General features: G+C 59.6%; 15 protein-coding genes and 3 pseudogenes. 15 read left to right on the top strand and 3 right to left on the bottom strand.

Features of this window, described 5'->3' with window-relative positions; translation table 11 throughout:
• The first annotated feature begins 52 nt into the window (after nucleotides 1–52).
• The 8 genes and pseudogenes from ACNYC6_RS09945 (at nucleotide 53) to ACNYC6_RS09910 (ending at nucleotide 8420) form a co-directional block, all read left to right on the top strand.
• Nucleotides 53–964, top strand: coding sequence for a LysR family transcriptional regulator (locus tag ACNYC6_RS09945; RefSeq protein WP_419712146.1), 912 nt, complete (start codon nucleotides 53–55; stop codon nucleotides 962–964).
• 103 nt (nucleotides 965–1067) lie between these two features.
• Nucleotides 1068–1961 (top strand): NAD-dependent epimerase/dehydratase family protein, encoded by an 894-nt coding sequence (locus ACNYC6_RS09940; protein WP_419712145.1) that lies wholly within the window; start codon nucleotides 1068–1070, stop codon nucleotides 1959–1961.
• 190 nt (nucleotides 1962–2151) lie between these two features.
• The gene (locus tag ACNYC6_RS09935; RefSeq protein WP_419712144.1) at nucleotides 2152–3597 is read left to right on the top strand and encodes a SulP family inorganic anion transporter; all 1446 of its coding nucleotides are present in this window, start codon (nucleotides 2152–2154) and stop codon (nucleotides 3595–3597) included.
• A gap of 186 nt (nucleotides 3598–3783) precedes the next feature.
• The gene (locus ACNYC6_RS09930; RefSeq protein ID WP_056854921.1) at nucleotides 3784–5133 is read left to right on the top strand and encodes a gluconate:H+ symporter; all 1350 of its coding nucleotides are present in this window, start codon (nucleotides 3784–3786) and stop codon (nucleotides 5131–5133) included.
• Between the two features lie 15 nt (nucleotides 5134–5148).
• Entirely contained in the window at nucleotides 5149–6009 is an 861-nt protein-coding gene (locus ACNYC6_RS09925) for a MurR/RpiR family transcriptional regulator (RefSeq protein ID WP_419712143.1), read from the top strand.
• 1 nt (nucleotide 6010) lies between these two features.
• A complete protein-coding gene (locus ACNYC6_RS09920) occupies nucleotides 6011–7468 on the top strand; it encodes an N-acyl-D-amino-acid deacylase family protein (protein WP_419712142.1) in 1458 nt (485 codons plus the stop codon).
• A 119-nt stretch (nucleotides 7469–7587) separates the two neighbouring features.
• Nucleotides 7588–7956, top strand: coding sequence for a glyoxalase superfamily protein (locus tag ACNYC6_RS09915; protein ID WP_419712141.1), 369 nt, complete (start codon nucleotides 7588–7590; stop codon nucleotides 7954–7956).
• Nucleotides 7957–8208: 252 nt separating this feature from the next.
• Nucleotides 8209–8420, top strand: a pseudogene (locus tag ACNYC6_RS09910) (XRE family transcriptional regulator).
• Between the two features lie 56 nt (nucleotides 8421–8476).
• Here the strand turns inward: ACNYC6_RS09910 and ACNYC6_RS09905 are convergent.
• Together ACNYC6_RS09905 and ACNYC6_RS09900 are read right to left on the bottom strand one after the other, a co-directional pair.
• A complete protein-coding gene (locus ACNYC6_RS09905; RefSeq protein ID WP_419712939.1) occupies nucleotides 8477–9181 on the bottom strand; it encodes a methyl-accepting chemotaxis protein in 705 nt (234 codons plus the stop codon).
• Nucleotides 9182–9382: 201 nt separating this feature from the next.
• Nucleotides 9383–10261: pseudogene (locus tag ACNYC6_RS09900) on the bottom strand (methyl-accepting chemotaxis protein); the annotation flags it as partial.
• Nucleotides 10262–10637: 376 nt separating this feature from the next.
• On the opposite strand from ACNYC6_RS09900, the gene ACNYC6_RS09895 reads away from it, so the two are divergent.
• Together ACNYC6_RS09895 and ACNYC6_RS09890 are read left to right on the top strand one after the other, a co-directional pair.
• A complete protein-coding gene (locus tag ACNYC6_RS09895) occupies nucleotides 10638–11309 on the top strand; it encodes a histidine phosphatase family protein (RefSeq protein WP_419712140.1) in 672 nt (223 codons plus the stop codon).
• Nucleotides 11306–12148 carry a phosphatase PAP2 family protein gene (locus ACNYC6_RS09890; protein WP_419712139.1) on the top strand — a complete coding sequence of 281 codons (843 nt, stop codon included), beginning with the start codon at nucleotides 11306–11308 and terminating at the stop codon, nucleotides 12146–12148. Before ACNYC6_RS09895 ends, ACNYC6_RS09890 begins: the two co-directional genes overlap by 4 nt.
• Nucleotides 12149–12176: 28 nt before the next feature.
• On the opposite strand, the gene rimJ is transcribed toward ACNYC6_RS09890, so the two are convergent.
• Nucleotides 12177–12764 (bottom strand): ribosomal protein S5-alanine N-acetyltransferase, encoded by a 588-nt coding sequence (rimJ, locus tag ACNYC6_RS09885; RefSeq protein WP_419712138.1) that lies wholly within the window; start codon nucleotides 12762–12764, stop codon nucleotides 12177–12179.
• 87 nt (nucleotides 12765–12851) lie between these two features.
• Here rimJ and ACNYC6_RS09880 point away from each other — a divergent pair, with 87 nt between their 5' ends.
• The 5 genes and pseudogenes from ACNYC6_RS09880 (at nucleotide 12852) to ACNYC6_RS09860 (ending at nucleotide 21819) form a co-directional block, all read left to right on the top strand.
• Nucleotides 12852–13169 carry a transcriptional regulator gene (locus ACNYC6_RS09880; RefSeq protein ID WP_419712137.1) on the top strand — a complete coding sequence of 106 codons (318 nt, stop codon included), beginning with the start codon at nucleotides 12852–12854 and terminating at the stop codon, nucleotides 13167–13169.
• A pseudogene (locus ACNYC6_RS09875) lies at nucleotides 13166–13929 on the top strand (HipA domain-containing protein). The gene ACNYC6_RS09880 and the pseudogene ACNYC6_RS09875 overlap by 4 nt, the downstream one beginning before the upstream one ends.
• A 480-nt stretch (nucleotides 13930–14409) precedes the next feature.
• Nucleotides 14410–15342, top strand: coding sequence for an NAD-dependent epimerase/dehydratase family protein (locus tag ACNYC6_RS09870; protein ID WP_419712136.1), 933 nt, complete (start codon nucleotides 14410–14412; stop codon nucleotides 15340–15342).
• A gap of 62 nt (nucleotides 15343–15404) precedes the next feature.
• The gene (locus ACNYC6_RS09865) at nucleotides 15405–18218 is read left to right on the top strand and encodes an endo alpha-1,4 polygalactosaminidase (protein WP_419712135.1); all 2814 of its coding nucleotides are present in this window, start codon (nucleotides 15405–15407) and stop codon (nucleotides 18216–18218) included.
• Complete coding sequence (locus tag ACNYC6_RS09860) at nucleotides 18196–21819, top strand: tetratricopeptide repeat protein (protein WP_419712134.1); 3624 nt, start codon at nucleotides 18196–18198, stop codon at nucleotides 21817–21819. Before ACNYC6_RS09865 ends, ACNYC6_RS09860 begins: the two co-directional genes overlap by 23 nt.
• Nucleotides 21820–21833 lie beyond the last annotated feature (14 nt).

Raw genomic sequence — 21833 nt, 5'->3', positions numbered from 1 at the left:
TTTGCCCCGCATCCGGCTACTATCAAGCCAGTTTTTGAATGAGGGGGCAGCCGTGAAAGCCAGATCCGATGAGTTGCAGATTTTCGTCTGCGTAATTGAATGCGGATCGATTTCCGCGGCGGCCGAGCAAGTCGGGCAAACCCCGTCGGCAGTCAGCCGTACGCTCTCACGGCTGGAGGCCAAGCTCGACACGACGTTGATCAACCGCACCACGCGGCGCATGGACCTGACCGAAGAGGGCAAGTATTTTTTCGAGCACGCCAAGCTGATTCTCGATCAGATGGATGAGCTTGAAGAGCGCTTGTCCTCGCGCCAGCAAACGCCGTCGGGGCGCTTGCGCATCAACGCCGCGTCACCGTTCATGCTGCACGCCATCGTGCCGTACATCGATGAGTTTCGCCGGCTCTATCCGGATATCCAGCTCGAACTCAACAGCAATGACCTGATCATCGACCTGCTTGAGCAAAGCACCGACATCGCCATTCGCATCGGCACGCTGGCCGACTCGACCCTGCACGCCCGTTCCCTGGGTTGCAGTCCGTTGCACATCGTCGCGAGCCCGGCGTACCTGGAAAAGCACGGCACGCCAACGGCGGTGGCCGACCTGGCCGAACATACGCTTTTGGGCTTCACCCAGAACGAAGGCCTCAACCAATGGCCGCTGCGCTACGTGCACGGCGATCGCTGGCCGATCCAGGCGTCGCTCAGCGCCTCCAGCGGCGAGACCATCCGCCATCTGGCGCTGGAAGGCCAGGGCATCGCCAGCCTGTCGCACTACATGACCATCGAAGACATTCGTGCCGGGCGCTTGAAAGTGTTGCTGGCGGAGTTCAACAGCGGTTATCGCCAACCCATCAACGCCGTGTACTACCGCAACTCGCAACTGGCCCTGCGGATTCAATGCTTCCTGGACTTCATCCAGAGCAAACTGGCGCTTTACGCTTCCGACGATTTCAGTGAGTGATTCGTGATCGTTGCGCAAGAGTGAATTGGTCCGGCAGGGATTTTTCGTCACGGACCACTGCTTGATACTGGCTGTATCACTTATCAACGCAGGGAGTTTCTCCATGAACGTATTCGTCACCGGCGCTGCCGGTTTTATCGGCGGCTCCATCGCCACGGGTCTGATCAAGGCCGGTCACAGCGTCACCGGACTGGTGCGCAACCCCGCACAAGCCCAAGAGTTGCGTGCGCTGGGTATCACGCCAGTGATCGGCACTCTTGATGGCAGCGCACTACTGACCGAGCAGGCCCGCGCCGCGGACGCCGTGATTAACGCAGCCAGCAGCGACCATCGTGGCGCCGTGGAAGCCTTGCTCGATGCCTTGCGCGGTTCCAATAAAGTGTTCCTGCACACCAGCGGTTCGAGCATCGTCGGCGATGCGTCGGGCGGCAAATCCAGCGACGTCATTTACGTTGAAGACAACCTGCCGGCACCGACCGTCGACAAGGCGGCTCGCGTGGCCATCGACAACCTGATCCTCGCCGCGGCGAAGGACGGGGTGAACTCTGCAGTCATCTGCAACACCCTGATCTACGGCCACAGCCTGGGCGTCAACCGCGACAGCGTGCAACTGCCACGCTTGCTGAAACAGGCGCGCAAAAGCGGTGTGGTGCGCCATGTTGGCACTGGCCAGAACATCTGGTCCAACGTGCACATCGAAGACGTGGTTTCGTTGTACGTGTTGGCGCTGACCAAAAACATCCCGGGCACGTTCTACTTTGTCGAAAGCGGCGAAGCGTCGTTCATCGACATGACCACGGCCATGGGCCAAGCGTTGAGTCTGGGCAAGCCGCAGGATTGGCCGCTCAAGGATGCTGAAACCGAGTGGGGTTATGAAATGGCCAACTATGGCCTGGGTTCAAACAGCCGGGTGCGTGGCAAGCAGGCACGGGCGTTGTTGGGCTGGGTGCCGAAGCGGACATCGGTGGTTGAATGGATTCGTAACGAGATGGTGTGAGTTCGCATTAGACCGCGTCATCGTTCATCGCGAGCAGGCTCCCACAGTGGACCGCGTTTTCCAGACTGGCGCGGTCAAATGTGGGAGCGAGCCTGCTCACGATTGCGTTGGCGGAGGCGCAATAACTGGTCGGTCTGCCTGCGATTCCGTAACATCCGCACTCTCTTTTCGCCCCTGCATGCGGTCCCTCATGAAACCAATACGTCTACGCGCCGATGTCCTGGCCGGACTCACCACCTCTTTCGCCCTGCTGCCCGAATGCATCGCCTTCGCCCTGGTTGCTCACCTCAACCCGCTGATGGGGCTGTATGGCGCGTTCATCATTTGCACCCTGACCGCGCTGTTCGGCGGCCGGCCGGGCATGGTCTCCGGTGCGGCGGGGTCGATGGCGGTGGTGATCGTCGCGCTGGTGGTGCAACACGGCGTGCAGTACTTGCTCGCAACAGTGTTGCTGGGCGGGCTGATCATGATGGCGTTCGGGCTTTTGAAACTCGGCAAGCTGGTGCGCATGGTGCCGCATCCGGTGATGCTTGGCTTCGTCAACGGCCTGGCGATCATCATCGCGCTGGCGCAGTTGGAGCATTTCAAGAGCGGTGAAACGTGGCTCAGCGGCACACCGCTGTACATGATGATCGGGCTGGTCGCCGTGACCATGGCCATCGTCTATGTGCTGCCACGCCTGACCCGCACCGTGCCACCGGCTCTGGTGGCGATCCTGGGTGTGGGCCTGGCGGTTTATCTGCTTGGCCTGCCAACTCGCACTCTGGGCGACATGGCGCATATTGCCGGAGGCTTGCCGACGCTGGCGCTGCCGGACATTCCGTGGGATCTGGAAACCCTGCGCATCATCGCGCCGTACGCCATTCTGATGGCATTGGTTGGTTTGCTGGAAACCCTGCTGACGCTGAACCTGACCGACGAAATCACCGAGAGCCGCGGCTATCCGGATCGCGAGTGCGTGGCGTTGGGCGCGGCCAACATGGTCTCCGGTGTGTTCGGTGGCATGGGCGGCTGCGCGATGATCGGCCAGACCGTGATCAATCTCAGTTCCGGTGGGCGTGGGCGCTTGTCCGGCGTCGTGGCGGGGGTGTCGATTCTGCTGTTCATCCTGTTCCTGTCGCCGCTGATCGAACGTATTCCGTTGGCAGCGCTGGTGGGAGTGATGTTCGTGGTGTCGCAGCAGACGTTTGCCTGGGCCTCGTTGCGCGTGATCAATAAAGTACCGCTGAACGACGCGCTGGTGATCATCGCCGTGACGGTGATCACGGTGTTCACCGACCTCGCCACGGCTGTGCTGTGCGGCATCATCATTGCGGCGCTGAACTTTGCCTGGCAGCAGGCGCGTCAGTTGTACGCCGACAGCCATCTGGAAAACGACGGCAGCAAGCTGTACCGGGTGCATGGCACCTTGTTCTTCGCCTCGACCACGCCGTTTCTCAATCAATTCGATCCGGCCAACGACCCGACGCAAGTGACGCTGGATTGTCGCCACCTGAGCTTTGTCGACTACTCCGCCATTGCCGCGCTGGACACCCTGCGCGAGCGTTACACCAAGGCCGGCAAACACCTGCGGGTGCTGGGCCTGTCCGAGCGTTGCAAGAAGCTGCTCAAGCGTGCGCGCGTGCATCACGACTGACAGGAAACAGGTGGTCGGCGATGAAAGTTCGCCGCCCTGATTTTCATTATTCGCGACACGACATATCCATTAGCGACATCCCTTGCCTCTGCACGAAAATTACTTTCACCTCGTTTGATAATCACGCCTCGAAATGTTTTAAGAGTTTCACAAGTATTTCGACGTGACCCTCTCGAGGAGTACCGCATGACCCTGTCCTTCGGCTATTGGCTGCTGGTGTATGCCGCTATCGCCATCATTGCACTGATCGTTCTGATCGCCCGTTACCGGCTCAACCCGTTCATTGTCATCACCCTGATTTCCATTGGCCTGGCGCTGGTGGCGGGGATGCCGCCATCGGGTGTGGTCGGGGCGTACGAGGCCGGGGTCGGCAAGACCCTGGGGCACATTGCGTTGGTGGTGGCGCTGGGCACGATGCTCGGCAAGATGATGGCCGAGTCCGGCGGCGCCGAGCAGGTGGCGCGCACCCTGATCGACCGTTTCGGCGAGAAAAACGCGCATTGGGCGATGGTCTGCATCGCGTTTCTGGTGGGCTTGCCGCTGTTCTTCGAAGTCGGCTTCGTGTTGCTGGTGCCGATTGCGTTCACCGTGGCGCGGCGGGTTGGCGTGTCGATCCTGATGGTCGGTTTGCCGATGGTCGCCGGGCTTTCGGTGGTGCATGCGCTGGTGCCGCCGCACCCGGCGGCGATGCTCGCGGTGCAGGTGTATCAGGCCTCGGTGGGGCAGACTTTGCTCTACGCGATTGCGATTGGCATTCCGACCGCCATCATCGCAGGTCCCCTGTACGCCAAGTTCATCGTGCCGCGCATCCAGCTGCCGGCGGAAAACCCGCTGGAGCGGCAGTTCCTTGAACGTGAACCACGCGACAGCCTGCCAGGTTTCGGCATCACCATGGCGACCATTCTGTTGCCGGTGGTGCTGATGCTGATTGGAGGCTGGGCTAACCTGATTTCCACGCCGGGCACCGGTTTCAACCAGTTCCTGCTGTTCATCGGCAACTCAGTGATCGCGCTGTTGCTGGCAACTTTGCTGAGCTTCTGGACCCTCGGCCTGGCCCAGGGCTTCAACCGTGAATCGATCCTCAAATTCACCAACGAATGCCTGGCACCGACTGCCAGCATTACACTCCTGGTGGGCGCCGGTGGTGGCCTGAACCGGATTCTGGTGGACGCTGGCGTCACCGACCAGATCGTCGGGCTGGCCCACGAATTCCATTTGTCGCCGTTGCTGATGGGCTGGTTGTTCGCCGCACTGATGCGTATCGCCACGGGCTCCGCCACCGTGGCCATGACCACTGCGTCCGGCGTGGTCGCGCCAGTGGCGATTGGCTTGGGTTATCCGCATCCGGAGTTGCTGGTGCTGGCGACCGGCGCCGGTTCGGTGATCTTTTCCCACGTCAACGACGGCGGCTTCTGGTTGATCAAGGAATACTTCAACATGACGGTCACCCAGACCTTCAAGACCTGGACGGTGCTGGAGACGTTGATCTCGCTCGTTGCTTTCGGTCTGACCGTCGGCCTTTCTTACCTGATTTAACCGGAGTCGCCTGCCATGGACATCCTCTACCAGATCCGCGCTCGCCAGGATTCCTTCAGTGCCGGTGAAGGACGTATCGCTCGCCTGATGCTCGACGACGTAGGATTTGCCGCGTCCGCCAGTCTCGATGAGCTGGCCCAGCGGGCAGAGGTGAGCACCGCCACACTGTCGCGTTTTGCCCGCACGGTCGGCTGCAAGGATTTGCGCGACTTGCGTTTGCAACTGGCCCAGGCCAGCGGCGTCGGCAGCCGGTTTCTCGACCCGGCGGGCACTCCCGAACAATCGGCGTTCTACGGGCAGATCGTGGGTGATATCGAATCGACCTTGCGCCAGCATCTGTCGGCCTTCGATGAGTCACGCTTCGCCGATGCCGTGAAGCTGCTGGGCAAGGCACAGATGATTCACGCTTTCGGCATGGGCGGTTGCTCGACCCTGTGCAGTGATGAACTGCAAGTGCGCTTGGTGCGCCTCGGTTATCCGATCGCGGTGTGCCACGATGCGGTGATGATGCGCGTCACTGCCGCCAGCCTCAGCGCCGAGCACGTGGTGATCGTCTGCTCGCTGACCGGGATCACCCCGGAACTGGTTGAGACGGTGGTGCTGGCACGCAACTACGGTGCACGCATTTTGGCGATCACCCGAAGCGACTCGCCGCTGGCGCAACTGGCTGACATCGTGCTGCCGCTGCAAAGCGCCGAAACCTCATTCATCTACAAACCCACGGCGGCGCGCTACGGCATGCTGCTGGCCATCGATGTGCTTGCCACCGAGCTGGCACTGGCCAATCCTCAGGACAATCAAGAACGTCTGCGGCGGATCAAACTCGCCCTGGACGATTACCGCGGCGGCGACGACCACTTGCCGCTGGGAGACTGACATGATGTACGACACGCTGATCCGCAACGCCCTGATCATCGACGGCAGCAACAGCCCCGGTTACTCCGCCGATGTGGCGATTCTCAACGGGCGCATTCAACGCATCGGCGACTTGCACGACGCACACGCCAGCGAAGAAATAGACGCGGCGGGGAAAGTGCTGGCGCCAGGCTTCATCGACGTGCACACCCACGACGACACGGTGGTGATCCGCCAGCCGCAGATGCTGCCCAAGCTCAGCCAGGGCGTGACCACGGTGATCGTCGGCAACTGCGGGATCAGTGCGTCGCCGGTGAGTTTGCGCGGCGATCCACCGGACCCGATGAACCTGCTTGGCAGCGCGGCCGCGTTTGTATATCCAACGTTCAGCGACTATCGCGCAGCGGTCGAAGCTGCGAATACCACATTGAATGTCGCGGCGCTGGTCGGGCACACCGCGCTGCGCAGCAACCACCTCGATGACCTGTTTCGTACAGCAACGCCAGATGAAATTTCCGGTATGCGTGCGCAACTGCGTGAGAGTCTTGAGGCTGGCGCGTTGGGTTTGTCCACCGGTCTGGCCTACGCCAGCGCTTACTCGGCTTCGACCGATGAAGTCATGCAATTGACCGAAGAGCTGACCGCGTTCGGCGCGGTCTACACCACTCATTTGCGCAGCGAATTCGAACCAGTGCTGGAGGCCATGGACGAGGCATTCCAGATCGGCCGCCACGCGAAATCCCCGGTGATCATTTCCCATCTCAAATGTGCCGGTGCCGGGAATTGGGGGCGCAGTCCGCAACTGTTGGCGTCGCTTGAACAGGCTGCGAAAACCCATCCGGTGGGCTGCGATTGCTATCCCTATGCGGCGAGCTCTTCGACGCTGGATCTCAAACAGGTCACCGATGCCCATCGCATTACCATTACCTGGTCGACGCCGTATCCGGACATGGGCGGACGTGACTTGATGGACATCGCTGCCGAATGGAATCTGTCGCTGCTTGATGCCGCTCGCCAATTGCAACCGGCGGGGGCGGTTTACTACGGAATGGACGAGGCCGATGTGCGCAGAATCCTCGCCCACCCGCTGTCGATGGTCGGCTCCGATGGTTTGCCGGAAGACCCGTTTCCCCATCCTCGTTTGTGGGGCGCATTCCCTCGGGTACTCGGACATTTCAGCCGCGACGTAGGACTGTTCCCGCTGCACACCGCCGTGCACAAAATGACCGGGTTGTCGGCGGCACGATTCGGCTTGAAAGAGCGCGGCGAGATCCGCGAAGGCCATTGGGCGGATATGGTGCTGTTCGACCCTGCGACCATTCGCGATGTAGCGGACTTCAACGATCCGCAACGGGCGGCCGAAGGCATTGAGGGTGTGTGGGTCAACGGCGTGCTGAGTTATCAGGACGGTCAGCCGAACGGGCGCCGGGAAGGGCGGTTTCTGGCACGGGAAGGGGATTTGCGCGATGGCTTTAATTGAAGAATCGCGCAGTGCGTCACAGTAGTGGCACATTGAGATTAAAGAAAGCCCTCTACACGCCGAATTGCTGATGTACAGCCCGGCTACACTGTGGGCTATTTCTGTCTGGGAGCAACTCGATGAGCTTCGGCAAAACCACCCCGATCCTGCGGATCTTCGATGAAATCAAGGCCATTGAATTCTACGTCGACTTCCTCGGATTCAAGATCGACTGGCAGCACCGCTTTGAAGCCAACTTCCCGCTGTACCTGCAAGTCTCTCGTGGCGAATGCGTGTTGCACCTCTCCGAACATCACGGCGACGCGACACCCGGCTCGGCCCTGCGCATCGAGACCGACGAACTGGAAACGTTCCAGCAGCAACTGCAGGCCAAGGAATACACGTTCGCCCGGCCAGAGATCCAGGCGATGCCTTGGGGCAGCCAGGACATGACCATTAGCGATCCGTTTGGTAATCGGTTGGTGTTTACCAATGCGATCAGTGTTTGAGTTTTAGACAGCTATTGATCCTTCCCGCGCGGGAGCGTGGGAGTGATCAGTTCGCGTCCACTTCGGCCTCGTTCAGGGCCAGCTAATTCTCCGCAACGCCCTCAATAATACCGCCACTACTTCCCACACTCGACTATCCCCCAGACATCGCCATTAACAATTCCATGGAGGGATCTGGGGGGGGGCCGCATTTGGGGTTTCCATATACCAGCGGCACCTCGATCTCCTGCGTCTCAAGCGCGTGTCGAGGTCTTGCTGAAAAAGCTGCGAGCGGAAATGCCGCTGCACGAGTTGCGCCAGGAAACCCTGGCCAAAACACTCCACGTCAACCAGGCGGCGATTTCCAAAATGGAACGACGTACATCAGTACATTGCGCAACTACATCCGCGCCATGGGTGGCGAACTGGAAATTGTCGCGACCTTTCCTGAGGGGCAGGTGAAGATCGAGAATTTCTCCCACTGAAAAAACAGAAGCCCTTTATTCAAAGGGCTTCTGTTCGAGTTGGCGGCGTAGACGACTTATACGCGGAAGTGACTCACCATCTGTTGCAACTGATTCCCCAACCGCGCCAGCTCGACACTGGACGCCGCTGTCTCGTCGCTGGCCGCAGCAGTCTGTTCCGACACGTCGCGCACATTGATGATGCTGCGGCTGATTTCCTCAGCCACCGCGCTTTGCTGTTCGGCGGCAGCGGCGATCTGCTGGTTCATCGACTGGATGTTGGACACGGTGCGGGTGATGCTTTCCAGTGAGGCGCCGGCCTTGCGGGTCAGGGCTACGCTGCTGTCAGTCAGGGTGCGGCTGTTGTTCATCACCGTGGCCACTTGCTGGGTGCCGTTTTGCAGACCGGCCACCAGGCCTTCGATTTCTTCGGTGGATTTTTGCGTGCGCTGAGCCAGGCCGCGGACTTCGTCGGCCACCACGGCAAAACCACGTCCGGCTTCACCGGCGCGTGCCGCTTCAATCGCTGCGTTGAGCGCCAGCAGGTTGGTCTGTTCGGCCACGGCCTTGATCACGTCCATGACGCTGCCGATCTTGTCGCTTTCCTGTTGCAGCACGCCCATGGCTTCGGTGGAGCGCACGACTTCGCTGGCCAGGCGTTCGATCTGGGCGATGGCTTCGCCAACCACCTTGTCACCTTCACGGGCTTCGCCATCGGCGGCAGCGGCGGCTTGCGACGCTTGTTCAGCGTTGCGCGCGACTTCCTGCACGGTGGCGGTCATCTCGTGCATGGCGGTAGCAACCTGATCGGTCTCGACTTTTTGGTTGTTGACCCCGGCGCTGGTTTGTTCGGTGACGGCCGACAGTTCTTCGGCGGCGCTGGCGATCTGGGTGACGCCGTCGCGGATGCCGCTGATCAAGTCGCGCAGGGTCACGCCCATGCGCGCAATGCCTTGCTGCAACACGCCGAGTTCATCGCGGCGCGTGACCTTGACGTCCTGGGACAAGTCGCCGCTGGCGATGCGATCGACCACTGCCAGGGTTTCGCGCAACGGGCCGGTGATCTGCCGGGTGATGAGCACGGCGGCAATGATGCCCACCAGCAGCGCCAGCAACGTGCTGACCAGTTGCAGGGTGCGGGCCTTGTCGCTCTCGGCGTCACGGCGGTCAAGCTGGATCTGATACAGCTGCTCGCTCAGGCTGACGATAGCCGCGCCCTGGTCGGTCATTTCCTTGCGTGCCTGCACCACATCGCTGTTCGCGGTCTTGTAGGCCTGCAACGCGCTGCGATAGTTGCCCAGCGCGGTTTCCAGTTGACGCAGGGCATCTGGCTGCACGTCGGCGAAGTGTGCGTTGAGGGATTTTAAACTGGCGATCGCGGCGTCGAGTTGGGTGACAGCTTTTTGCTCAGTCTCGGCGTTGGTGCTGGCGGTGTAGCCGCGCACTTCGTAGCGAGCCAGCAGGAACGCTTGCTTGGCGGCGGTGATGACCTGGAACTGTTCGAAGCGTTGGTCGCTCAGCGGCATTTGCTGCACGCGGGTGTTGATGTCATTGATCAACGTGTTGGCGGTTTCGGCGTTGGCGCTCATGACGTCGCGCGCGCTGTTGCCGGCGCGGTAGGCACCGCGCATTTTGTTCAGGGACGTCTTGTAGGCATCGATGACGGTGCCTTGCTCCTTGAGCAACTTGAGGTTTTCCGGGCTCTTGAATTTCACCAGCAACGCTTGCTGCTGAGCGGAAAAGGCTTCGAGGGTGGTCTGCACATTTTGTGCGGTGGTTTCGTCGCCGTTGGCCAGCATGTATTGCAGACGTACCACGCGCAGCTTGGTCAGGCCCGCGTTGAGCTGGGTGATGTCGCTCATCCAGTTGCTGCGGTCAATCAAGCTGCCGAGGCTGGTCCAGCCTGTCAGGGCGAGGACGCAGGTCAGTGCCAGGACTAGGCCAAACCCCAGGCCCAGTTTCAGGTTCACGCTGATATTGCCGAACCAGCTATTCATCAAAAAATCCTCCAGAAACGTATGCGTCTTGATCGTCGGTTGGCTGGAAGATTGTTGTTTTTGGGGGCCAGCATGCGGTGTAGACGGACTGTATCGGCAGCAATCGTGAGAGCTGAAAGGATTTTGTCACCGGGATGATGTAACAAGGTTTTTTTCACATACGTTTCACTGGTTGCCGACGCCAGCCTCTTTACTCTCGCGGCATTGAATCAAAGGTTGCATGCCGGTGAGGCGGCTTAATGTGGAATTGAGACTGAGTCTGTTCGGGGTAAGCCGCTCGATCGATTTGAGCCGTTTTGCCCGATATCGCAATGCGGCAGTGGTGCTGGCCTCGGCGCTGCTGGTGATTCCCCTCACGGTGTTTCTTTTGCGGCCCGCAGCGGTGCCGGACCTGGCCCACGGTAACGTCGCGGGTGCACGCGCCTTGCTGGCGGGATGGGCCAAGGGCGACATGATTGTGCTGGTGCGGCATGTCGAGCGCTGTGACCACTCCCGCGCCGCTTGTCTGAGTGGCAACGATGGCATCACTGATCGTTCGCGCAGTGTCGCGGTGGCCGTCGGTGCAGAGTACGAGCAACTGGGCCTGGACAAGACCGATGTCTACAACAGCCCGATGATGCGTACGGCACAGACCGCCGGTTACATGTTTAACAAGGTCAGTAGCGGTGACGAGTGGCTGATCAACTGCAAGGGCACCATGTTGCGCGACGCTCTGGCGCACAAGGTCGCCGGGCGCAATCTGATCCTGGTGACCCACAGCGAATGCATGGCGCAATTGGAGAAAGACCTCAAATTGCCAACATCGACTCTGGGTTACGGCGCTTCGTTGTTTGTTTCTGCCGAAACACTGCACAAACCCCGCATGCTCGGCTTCATCGAAGCCTCGGACTGGCACTCGGTGACCGCCCAATGAAGTCAGTATCCCGTTATCGTTTTTACTGGATGAACTTCGGTATTCCACTGGCCTGTGCAGCGGTGGTGTTCCTGATGTTCGACCTGACCAACATCGACATCGCCTTCAACAATCTTTTTTATGACCCGGTGACGCAGACGTTCCCGCTGGACCATGTGCACCTGTTCGAAAAAATCACCCACAAATGGGCGCGGATCATCCCCAACTGGACCGGCGAGATCGCAATTATCGGCGCTTTGCTGTCGTTTCTCTGGCCACGCCTGAAGGCGGAAAAACATCCGAAGATCATCGCGTTTCTGGAAAAAATCAAAGTCGCGCCAGTGCTGCGGTTTGCCAGCAAACATCGACGGGACTTTCTCTACGTGGTGCTCGCGTTCTCCATCAGCACCGGTGTGATCCACTACCTCAAGGGCCACACCAGCGTGTATTGCCCGATTGAAACGACCCAGTACGGCGGCAAGATTGAACACAAGGAATGGTACGAGAACTTCGATTTGCTGAAGGTCGCCGGTGACGGTCGCTGCTGGCCGGGCGGACATGCTTCGGGGGGCTTCACCATGCTCGCGTTGTATTTCGTGGCGCGGCGTTATCGCTGGCGATATTCCAAGGCAGTCATGTACGGTTCGCTGGCGTTGGGTTTCGTCTATGGCACGACGCGGGTGTTGCAGGGTTGGCACTACATGTCCCACACATTCTGGGCCGGGATCTTCGTCTGGCTGGCGTGTTTGCTGACGGCGCTGGCGTTTTATGGGCGGGCGCGGCTGGAATTGCCAGTGAGTCAGGTGAGATCTCTATCGACTGAACCAACACCATCGCGAGCAAGCTCGCTCCTGCAGTAGAGCCGGTTCAGCACACCGTTTTGGTGTGTTAACCCAGGCGCCGCGACCATTGCCGGTCCGGATCCTCCCAGACCGTGCTGACCAACGCCGTCAGCACATGATCCTGCCAGCGTCCGTCAATGTTCAGATAGGCCTTGGCATAGCCTTCCCGTTCAAACCCCAACCGCTCCAGCAACCGCGCGCTGCGCTCGTTGCCGGGAATGTAGTTGGCCATGATCCGGTGCAGGTTCATCGTTTCGAACAGATAGCGGATGCCCGCTTCCACGGCTTCCTGCATCAGGCCTTGGCCTTGATGGGCATGGCCGATGTGATAGCCCAGATAGCAGGACTGGAACGCCCCGCGGATGATGCCGCTGAAATTGCACGCGCCGATCATCTGCCCGCTGTCGCGATCGAGCACCGCGAAATGCACCGCGTAGCCTTCATCAAATGCCATGGCTTGTTGCGCGAGCCGTGAGCGGATTTTTTCCGGGCTGTAGTAATCGTCGGGACGGATTGGCGACCACGGCGCGAGGTGTGTCTGGTTTCGAAGGTAAAAGTCGCTTTCCAACGCAGCCTGGCTCGGGCTGAGGATGGCCAGCGTCACGCGTTTGCAAGGCAGAGAGAGGATCGTCATCGGGCGCTCCGGTGGACATTGCGGATGACGAGCAATCTACAGGCAAAAAAAAGCCCGCGGGAGGGCGGGCAAACCGTAGTTTCTTGAATGAGCGAGGCAAATGTACAGGTTGGCGTGCAACGGCGGGGTGAAGAAAAGTTCATCTGCCGGGCGATGGGCGACGCAGGCCTGAAGCGCTGCGTGTACCCATCGACGCTGCGTCAGAAGTTGTACTTGAGCCTTACACAAGCTCGGCTTGCCGAACTCGCCGGGCTGACTCGACAGAAAGTCATTGCGGTCGAGAAGGGCACTCTGTCGGTAGCCATGGTCGCTTATGCACGCGTCCTGGGCGCTCTGGATTGTGAATTTGCGGTCACTCCTGCGGCGATGCCAACCCTTGAAGAGCTAGGGGATCTGTTTGAATGAAAATGACTTCTCTTGCTGTCAGTACACCTGAGGGACTCAACGGCCGAGTCCTCACCAGCGCTGACGATTTCATTTTTCGTTATCACGAAGAAGCATTGCCGGAAATGGCAATCAGCCTGTCGATGCCTGTGCGGCCTGACGAGTTTCGACGACGGAATCTGCACCCGATTTTTCAGATGAACCTGCCGGAAGGCTATGTGCTGGAACAGCTTCGTAATCGCCTGGCTAAAACCGTAATTGAAACCCGATTGGTTTTGAGGACATGGCCGCTCTCATGGGGCTGTCAGCGGATCAGAAATACAGCAAAAGCTACGCGGCAATCACCAAGGCCATTCGCTTGTTCTGCCCCGCGCAACATCTGCGGTCCTCCCTTGATCAACTGTTCGATAGCGTCGCCTTGAGCTGCATCGTCGGAAATGGCGATGCACACTTGAAGAACTTCGGTTTGCTCTATTCGGAGTCCACGCAGCGCGATGCACGCCTTGCACCGGCTTACGACATCGTCAACACCACCGCCTATATTCCGGAGGATGTGCTGGCGCTGGATCTGGCAGGTAACAAGTCAATGTTTGCCTCGCCACAAGGATTGCTGGAGTTTGCACAAAACTGCGAGATCGAAAAGCCAAGGGAGCGCATTCAGAAAATGCTTGCCGCCGTTGAAGTGGTCATTGCGCGCTACCCCCCATATCGAGAACAGGCACCTCATGTCGTTGGTGCCATTGAACAGGCCGCGGCGCCTTTTGTTTTGACGTTTGGCTGATGTCGCTCCAGTGGGTTGCTGATCAAATTTCACTCATTTTTATAATGTGCTTGAAATGATGCGCCTAAAACCTGACTCCTAACCCGCCCGAGCCAGCGCCGACCCACTGTCAGATCGCGGATCAACGTCGGCTGCGTAGCGTTCGACGGTGGTGACGCTGGGCAACGAGCCGATGAGGCGGGTAAAGCAGGGTTGAACATCAATGACCAGGGGCGCTTGGTCATGCGGATCCAATTTTAGTCGTCAATAAAATGGCGTTATCGCGCTGCGATTTTCCGAATGAAGGCAAAACAGACAAGCTATTGACAGTATCCGTTTGTTCTCCCATTATCTGCCCCGTTTTGATGGCTTTGCGCCATAAAAGCGTCGGTCGTGACTGGGTAGTTTCCCACGCTTCGCAACCGCAATACGATGATAAAGCCCATACCGTCAGCGGACTTCAAACTCGAGTATCCGCTTGAATCTTCAGGAAGAAACTTCATGTTCGTTGAGCGAGTACTGGTCACTGGCGGGGCAGGATTTATCGGGTCGCATCTTGTGGAAGCATTGCTGGCCAAGGGGTACAAGGTTCGCGTGCTGGACAACCTGTCCACCGGTAAAGTCAGTAATTTGCCGATGGACAACGCCAACCTGAACCTGGTGATCGGCGATGTCGCCGACAGCGCCGCCGTGGCTCAGGCCATGCGCGATTGCAGCGCGGTCGTTCATTTGGCGGCAGTGGCCTCGGTGCAAGCCTCAGTGGATGACCCGGTCGGCACTCATCAAAGCAATTTCGTCGGCACCCTCAACGTCTGTGAAAACATGTTGAAGGCTGACATCAAGCGTGTCGTGTTCGCCTCCAGCGCGGCCATTTACGGCAATAACGGCGAAGGCACGGCGATCGACGAAGACACACCGAAGTCGCCGCTCACACCGTATGCCAGCGATAAATTGTCCAGTGAGCACTACCTGGATTTCTATCGCCGTGAGCACGGCCTGGAGCCGGTGATCCTGCGCTTCTTCAATATCTTTGGCCCACGCCAGGATCCGTCTTCGCCGTACTCCGGCGTGATCAGCATTTTTACCGAGCGGGCACTGAAACAGCAGCCCGTGTCGATTTTCGGTGACGGCGAGCAGACCCGCGACTTCGTGTATGTCCTGGACCTGGTGAGCATTCTGCTCCAGGCCGTGGAGACCCGCGAGCCGCGAGCCGGCGCAGTGAACATTGGCCTCAGCCGCTCCACCAGCCTCAATGATCTGATCGCTGAACTGGGGAATGCCACCGGCAATCCTTTGACGGTGAATCATCAGGCGCCACGGCAGGGCGACATTCGCCATTCGCGCGCCAACAATGCCCGCTTGCTTGAGCGCTTCAATCTCCCGGAACCGACATCCATCGGCAAAGGTCTAGCGCAGCTCATCCACAGTTTGTAACTCGGTCTGTATTACTGTCCGACGCACAAGCAGTACTGATCAAGTCATTTCAAGAGTGAGTTATGGAAATCGTTTTTCGCAGGACGCGTGTCCGCTCGGTCGCCAAGCGACTGTTAGCCGCTTTGGCGCTGTGTGTGAGCGGACCAGCCGTGCAAGCCGCCGCATTGACGCCTCCCTCCAGCGTGACTTTTTGGTATGCCGATGAGCCGCCAATCTCTGAACTGGCACAGTTCGACTGGGCGGTCGTAGAGCCAGGTCATGTGAGCGAGGGCGACGTCAAAACCTTGCGCAAGTTGGGCAGCCAGCCGTTCGCCTACCTGTCGGTTGGCGAGTTCAGCGGCAACAAGGCGGCCATCACCAAGGCAGGCCTGGCCAAGGCCGTCAGCCCGGTGCGTAACGGTGCCTGGGACAGCCAGGTCATGGACCTCTCTTCGCCGGCGTGGCGTGAGCATTTGCTGGGACAAGCCAAAACGTTCCAGGCGCAAGGTTATGCCGGTCTGTTCCTTGACACCCTGGACAGCTTCCAGTTGTTGCCCCAGGGTGAGCGCGAAAACCAGCGTCTGGCCCTGGCCAGTTTCCTGCGTGAACTGCACAAGACCCAACCGAACCTGAAGCTGTTTTTCAACCGCGGTTTTGAAGTACTGCCAGAACTCGATGGCGTGGCCGCCGCCGTGGCCGTGGAGTCCATTCACGCTGGTTGGGACGCTTCCGCCAAGCGTTATCGCCCGGTGCCGGAAGCCGATCGCCAATGGCTGGAAACCCAGATACAACCGCTGCGCGCCAAAGGCATCCCGCTGGTGGCCATCGACTACTTGCCGCCAGAGCGCCGCGATGAAGCGCGCAAACTGGCCAAGCGTCTGCGCGAGGAAGGGTTTATCCCGTACATCGGTACTCCGGACCTGGACTCGATGGGCATCAGCAGCATCGAAGTCCAGCCACGTCGAGTCGCGCTGGTGTACGATCCGCGCGAAGGTGATGTGATCCGCAACGCCGGGCACACGTTGCTTGGCGGCTTGCTTGAGTACCTGGGTTACCGGGTTGATTACCTGCCTGCCGATGAGACATTGCCCGACCACCGTTTCAGCGGTTTGTACGCCGGCGTCATCACCTGGATGACCAGCGGTCCGCCGCAGGATGCTCCCGCGTTCAACCGCTGGTTGAGCAAGCGTCTGGACGAGCAGGTGCCGTTGGTGTTTTTTGCCGGCCTGCCGGTGGAAGACAAATTGCTGCTCAAGCGTCTTGGCCTCAATCGCGGCGCTCCACCGGCCACCCAAGCGTTGACCATCACTTATCAGGACAAGGCGCTGCTTGGGGCATTCGAAGCACCGGTGCAGCCCCGATCCCGTGACCTGACCGCTGTTTCCGTCCTGCCGGGCGGCCCTAAGCCCGCGTTGCTGTTAACCGGCGAAGGTGGCCAAACGTTTACCCCGGTGGCCATCGCCAATTGGGGCGGTCTGGCGCTCGCGCCGTACATTCTCGAAACCAATAACGAGCGCAGTCGCTGGATTCTCGACCCGTTCGCGTTCCTCCAGGCCAGCTTGCGTCTTCCGGTGCAACCGCGTCCGGACACCACCACGGAAAACGGTCGTCGCATCGCCACGGTGCACATCGATGGCGACGGTTTCCCGTCCCGCGCGGAAGTGCGCGGTACGCCTTATGCGGGCAAGCAGGTGCTCGACGATTTCATTCGGCCCAATCCGTTCCTGACCTCGGTATCGATCGTCGAAGGTGAAATCTCCCCGCGCGGGATGTTTCCGTTTCTGGCCCGCGAGCTTGAGCCCATCGCTCGCGAGTTGTTCGCCAATCCGAAAGTCGAGGTGGCCACGCACACCTTCAGCCACCCGTTTTTCATGCAGCCTGAAGTGGCGCAGAAACGCGAAGGCTTCAACGCGGAATACGGTCTGAAAATGGCCATTCCCAACTACGACAAACTGGATTTCCGTCGTGAGATTTTTGGCTCGCGTGACTACATCAATTCGCAGCTGACCACTGCGCAAAAACCGGTGAAGCTGATCTTCTGGCCGGGCGATGCCTTGCCGTCGGCGGCGACAATCAAACTGGCTTACGACGCAGGCCTGAAGAACGTCAACGGCGCCGAAACCATGCTGACCAAGGCCAACCCTTCTCTGACGGGCCTGAATCCGTTGCTGCGGCCAACCGCCGGCGGCTTGCAATATTACGCGCCGATCATCAACGAGAACCTCTACACCAACCTCTGGAAAGGTCCGTACTACGGCTTTCGCGATGTGATCGATACCTTCGAACTGACCGACAGTCCGCGCCGTCTACGTGGCCTGCATCTGTATTACCACTTCTATTCGAGCACCAAACAGGCGTCGATCAAGGCCATGGACGAGATCTACGGCTACATGCGCGACCAGCAGCCGATGTCGTTGTGGATGAGCGATTACCTTGACCGTCTGCATGGCCTGTATCAGGCGAGCCTGGCGCGCACCGCCGACGGCGACTGGCAGATTCGCGGTATGGACGCATTGCGCACCGTGCGCCTCGACCCGCAAATGGGTTGGCCGGACTTGCTGCGTTCGCAGGGAATTGCCGGGGTGCGTGATTTGAAGCAGGGGCGTTATGTGCACTTGAGCAGTGACCGCGCCTTGCTGGTCTTGCGCCCGGATCGCGACCCGCGCCCGGCGCTGGAAGAAGCCAACTTGCCGTTGCTGGAATGGCGTTACCTGGATGACCAGCGCGTGAATTTTTCCTTTGCAGGTCAAGTCGACCTGACCTTCTCGGTGCGCTCGGCGAGTGCTTGCCGGGTTGAAGTCGATGGACAGCGTTTTGCAGGCAAGGCATCTGCCGGTCTGTGGATTTTTCAATTACCAATGAAGCAGGTGAGTAATGGTCAGCTCCTCTGCAACTAAAAGCAGCCGCTTGCTCAACCCTTGGGCATTGGCGGTGGTGGCGGTTGCTGTGGGAGGTCTGCTGTGGGCGACCTTCCAGCGTGAAGAAGTGTTCCAGCCCGATGGCCGCGAGCCGGATGCGGTGTCGGCCAACTATGCCGAGCTACTGCTGACCGCCCACCCGGAAGATGATCACCTGCGACTGCAATTGATCGACCTGTTGATTCGCCTCGGTGATTACACCAAGGCGCGTCTGCACTTGGAAAACTGGCCCAAGCCAAACGCACAACTGCAGACGTATTACCGGCTCGAGCTGGATGCGCTGGAAGCCGCCAAGGACAGTGATCTGATCACCCAGCAGGCCTTGGTCGAGCGTCTGAAAAGCTTCGATCATCGGATGTTGCCGCTGCCACAATTGCAGAGCCTGGCCAAACTTGCGCTGACCTTGCAGGCCCCGGCGTTTGCCGCCAGTGTCTATGAAGAAATTGCTGCCCGCGATCCGCAGCAGCACATCGCGGCGCTCAAGTCTGCTGCGCAGTGGTACTTGGCAGGCGAGAACCCGGCGCGCGCAGCCGAGATTTATCTTGAACTGAAAAAAGATACTGATCAGGCGGGCGAGCGTCGTGAGTACGCGCAGCTGGCATTCAACAGCCTGCTGGCGTCCGGTCAGGGCGACCAGGCGGCGCAAGTGCTCGACGATGAGATCGACTCGCTGATCAACCCGCAAACCGACACGGCGTGGGTGCAGCAAGGCGTCGATGTGGCCATCGCGAGCAAGCGTTTCGATCTGGCGCAACGCTTCCTGCAACAGTGGCGCGTCCTGCAACCGGACAACCCGGAAATTCTGAAGAGGGATTTCAGCATGCGCCTGGCTCTCGGCGATTTGTCCGGTGCCTGGGAAAGCGGCCAACAACTGCTCGCTGAACATCCGGAAGATTTGCACCTGCTGGAGCAAATGGCTCAGCTCGGTGAGTGGCGTGGCGAAACCGAAGCGGCGCTCGGCTACTGGATTCGTCTGCTGAAGTTGCGCGAAACCGCGGAAACCCGTGAACACGCCTGGCGCCTGGCCAGTCAGCAGTTCGACTTTGATCGCTCGATTCCGTTGCTCGCCGAGATCATGGACCAACGTGCGCTGACCGATATCGAACTCGATGCGTTGATCTACGGTCACGAGTCGCGTGGCACACCGAAGCAGGCCGAAGCCTGGCTGCACACCTATTTGCACAAGTACCCCACGCATCGTCTGGCCTGGACGCGCCTGCTGCAGAACCTGGAAAACACCGGACAGTACGAAGCGAAGGCCAACGTCTACAAGGACTACTCCAAGCGTTTCGCGCTGACCACCACCGAGCGCGTCGATTGGGTCGACACCTACCTCAAGCTGTTTGATAACAAATCAGCCTGGGAGGTGTTGCAGGTCGACAACCGCAAAATCACCGACCCGAACTACTGGCGCTCCCGAGCCGCACTGGCCTGGGACCTGGAGCTGGACGATGAGCTGCAAGAGTCGCTGGAGAAGATGCTGACGCTCAAAGGCTCGCTCAACAGCGGCGACGAGAGCCAGTTGATCACCCTGTATCGCAACAACAATCCGCAGCGTTCCTTGCAGTTGATGGTGGGCAGTTGGCAGCGTACCCATGACCAACAGCGCTTGGTCGAGGCACTGCAACAAGCGCAGGAATTGCAGGACTGGCCACAAGTGGAGTCGTTGCTCAAGGACGCGGAGCAATACCCGAACGCCTATGAGCAAGCTCAGGTGTTGGCGGTACGCGGTGCGCTGGCTGTGCAGAAAGGCCAGACCGACGAAGCGCAACGCCTGTACAAGGAAGGCCTCGAGCGATTCCCTGACGACAACTTGTTCCGTGAGCGCCTGATGTGGCTCTACGTCGATCAAGGCAACACCGCCGAACTCAAGCCGTTGCTGACTAAATGGAAAGCCCAGGCGCGTGAAGACCGGATCTTGTGGCTGTCGTTTGCCAGTGCCAGCCAGATGCTCGGTCGCGACAGCGAGGCGCTGGCCTGGTATCGCATGTACCTCAAGTCCAGTCCTAATGACTGGCTGGTACAAGCCGCCTACGCCGATGCGCTGGACAGTGCCGGTTACCAGGATGCGGCGCAGCGTTTGCGCTTGAAGTTGTTGCGTAGCCCGGAAGGCGAAAACCTGCAACCGTCGTCCCAGCGCTACGGCATCTGGCTGCGCCTGATGGCGAGCAGTTATTCGCCGAAAAAAGCGCAGCAGGAAGTCTTGAAGTGGAAGGACGGCTCGCCGGCGATGTTGCAGCTGTGGTTCGAGCGCTTGCTGGCGCGTCTTGACGCGACCAATCAGGAAGCGCAGAAAGACCAATGGCTCGATTGGGCACGCAGTCAGGGTTTGAAAGTCGAGCGTTATGAACAAATTCAGCAGGCCCTACGCAGCCGTAACAAGGCGCAGGTCGAAACGCTGTTGGCCAGCAGTGACCTGAACCCGGCGCAACGTGCCCAGGCGCTCAGCCGTCTGGGGCGCTTGAGTGAAGCGCTCGATACCAGCCTGACAGCGCTCGGTGACGAGCAGCCGGAAGCTGTGCGCGAACAACTGCGTCGCCAGGCCGTGGAAATCCACGAGCGCACACCGCAAGGTGCACAGCTGTCGTGGCATGAGCAGGACTTCGGCGGCCTTGAGTTCAACGCGCCGCGCCTGGAGATTGCACACAACCTGGGTGATAAGTGGTACGCCGATCTTGAGCTGGAACAGGGCGACTACAGCGGTGACGACATCGAATCATCGCGCATCGGTACGGAGCGCAACGCGGCGCTGACCCTGCAACGTGCAGTGGATAACGGCAGCTACAAACTCTTCGCAGACACCAGCCAGCGCGACGATGACGACCGCAACGGCCTGGGCCTGTCCCGGACCTGGCAGCTGGGCGTCAGCGATGAGCTGGAGACCGGTGTTGATTGGCATCGCAAAAACGAAGACAGCGGTTTGATGCGCGCCTTCGGCCAACAGGACCGTGTGTACCTGGGTGGTCGCCATAGCCTCACGGCCCGTGATCAAATCAGTTGGGAAGTCGCACAGCGGTCGTTTTCCACCCGTGCCGGTGACGATCTGGGCGATGGCCACGCGCTGAAAATGGAGTACAACCACACGCTGGAATTCGCCGGTCCCAACTGGACCGTGCGCAGCGGTGTCGATTACCAGAAGAACCGGGTCAAGGACAAAAATCTGGATTATCTGTCCAGTAACTTTGGCGGGCCGGTCATCAGGGCGGCGCCTGAGCAGACGTTCGACCCGGATACCGGTGAGCCCGATCCGATCAATCCACTGGATATCGAAACCGTCAACGCCAGCGACTTGCTGCAAAGCCGCTATGGCCAACTGTATTTCGGCAGTTCCTGGCGCCGTGGTTTGCCCGGCGCGCTGGTGCGGACCAAGCCGCAATACACCTGGCTGGTGGACCTGACGGCTGGCTGGCAATGGACGGATCAAACTTTCAACTACGGCATCAACACCGGGATCGGCGTTGAGGTGCTGGGTGATGACGAACTGGCCCTGACCTTCGGCTACCAATCCGCGCCACAAGGCGGGGACGGCAAGGCCGGCGGAACACTGGGCGTGAGCTACGGCGTGCGTTTCGGACGCTGATCATGGAATTTTCT

It is taken from the genome of Pseudomonas sp. NFX224, assembly GCF_048565165.1.
In the GTDB taxonomy this organism is placed as follows: domain Bacteria; phylum Pseudomonadota; class Gammaproteobacteria; order Pseudomonadales; family Pseudomonadaceae; genus Aquipseudomonas.
This window is presented reverse-complemented; position numbering and strand designations above follow the sequence as displayed.